A 1453-nucleotide genomic window follows, 5' to 3' on the forward strand; every position below is an offset into this window, starting at 1 on the left:
GTGAAAACCCTGATCGAAGGCAAGGCTAATCTCAACACCCGAACTAAGGGTGGCTACACACCGCTGTTCATCGCTGGACAAGAAAATAACACCGACTGCGTAAAAATCCTGATCGAAGCCAAGGCGGATCTCAACACTCGGAGTAATGATGGCGCGACCGCACTGTTCATCGCTGCCCAACAAAATAACACCGACTGCCTGAAAATCCTGATCGAAGCCGGGGCGGATATCAACGCCGCCTTGCCAAATGGCGTCACCCCGCTGTCCGTCGCCGCTGCAAAAGGCAATACAGACTCTGTGGAAGTCCTGATCAACACCGGGGCTGATCTCAACGCCCAAACTGAGAGTGGCAACACCGCGCTGCATATCGCAGCCCGGGATGGCCATGCCGACATTGTGAAACGCCTGATCAAAGCCGGGGCGGATGTCAACGCCCGAGACAGGGATGGCATCACCCCGCTGCTCAGGGCTGTCATGAAGGGCAATACCGAATGCGTTGAAGTCCTGATCTACGCCGGGGCGGATCTCGAGATTGCCATGTCTGATGGCACTACTTCACTGGAAATAGCAGCCCTGATTGGCAATACCAACTGCTTGCAACTCCTGACCGATGCCGGGGCGAATGTCAACGCCCGGGCCAGGGATGGCACCACCCCGCTGTTCAAGGCCGTCATGAAGGGCAATACCGAATGCGTTAAAGTCCTGATCGACGCCGGGGCGGATCTCGAGGCTGCCATGTCTGATGGCACTACTCCACTGGACATCGCAGCCCTGATGGGCAATATCAACTCCATGCAACTCCTGATCGATGCCGGGGCGGATGTCAACGCCCGGGCTAAGGATGGTAGCACCCCGCTGTTCGTGGCTGTCATGAAGGGCAATACCGAACGCATGAAAGCCCTGATCAACGCCGGGGCGGATGTCAATGCCGCCATGCCAAATGGTACCACCCCGCTGTTGGTCGCCACTGCGAATGGCGATACCGACTCTGTGGAAGTCCTGATCGACGCCGGGGCAAAGTAGGAAACAGAGGCAAGGCAGCAAACAAAAGAAAGGCGTTATCTTATCCAGAAAACACGGCTTTCAGGTGTTCCCATCTTCTGAGTTTTTGAAATGAGTGATTATTTAGTCACAGCAAACTTTATAGCCATAGAGAAAGTGAAGTTGGATCGCTTTCAGCTCAGCACTACAACCTATACGACAGGGCTTTCTCTCGGGCAGTTGATAGATCTGTTAACTGCGTAACTTGAGTAATTTCCTTGATCTATCCTTCCTCTCTGTAATTCAGAATGGAAGGGTAGAATGATTAAACACCCTCTCTTTTCAGCCTCACTGCTACTAATGACATTGTCCGCCCTCTGTCAGGCTCAACCATTGACAAGACGTTCTGTTGTCGCGGTTGAACAGAAAACAGGCTCTCAAAACCTGAACTTTTCTATAAAACCTGACCAAC

1 protein-coding gene is annotated in these 1453 nt (G+C 53.0%); it reads left to right on the top strand.

What is annotated here, in order from left to right; translation table 11 throughout:
* Positions 1–1023, top strand: a 1023-nt coding sequence (locus tag KDK17_RS11250; RefSeq protein ID WP_257288112.1) for an ankyrin repeat domain-containing protein, incomplete at its 5' end; no start/stop codon positions are given.
* Positions 1024–1453: the final 430 nt, after the last annotated feature.

The sequence above is a fragment of the Endozoicomonas sp. SESOKO2 genome (assembly GCF_024606245.1).
Classification (GTDB): Bacteria; Pseudomonadota; Gammaproteobacteria; order Pseudomonadales; family Endozoicomonadaceae; genus Endozoicomonas_A.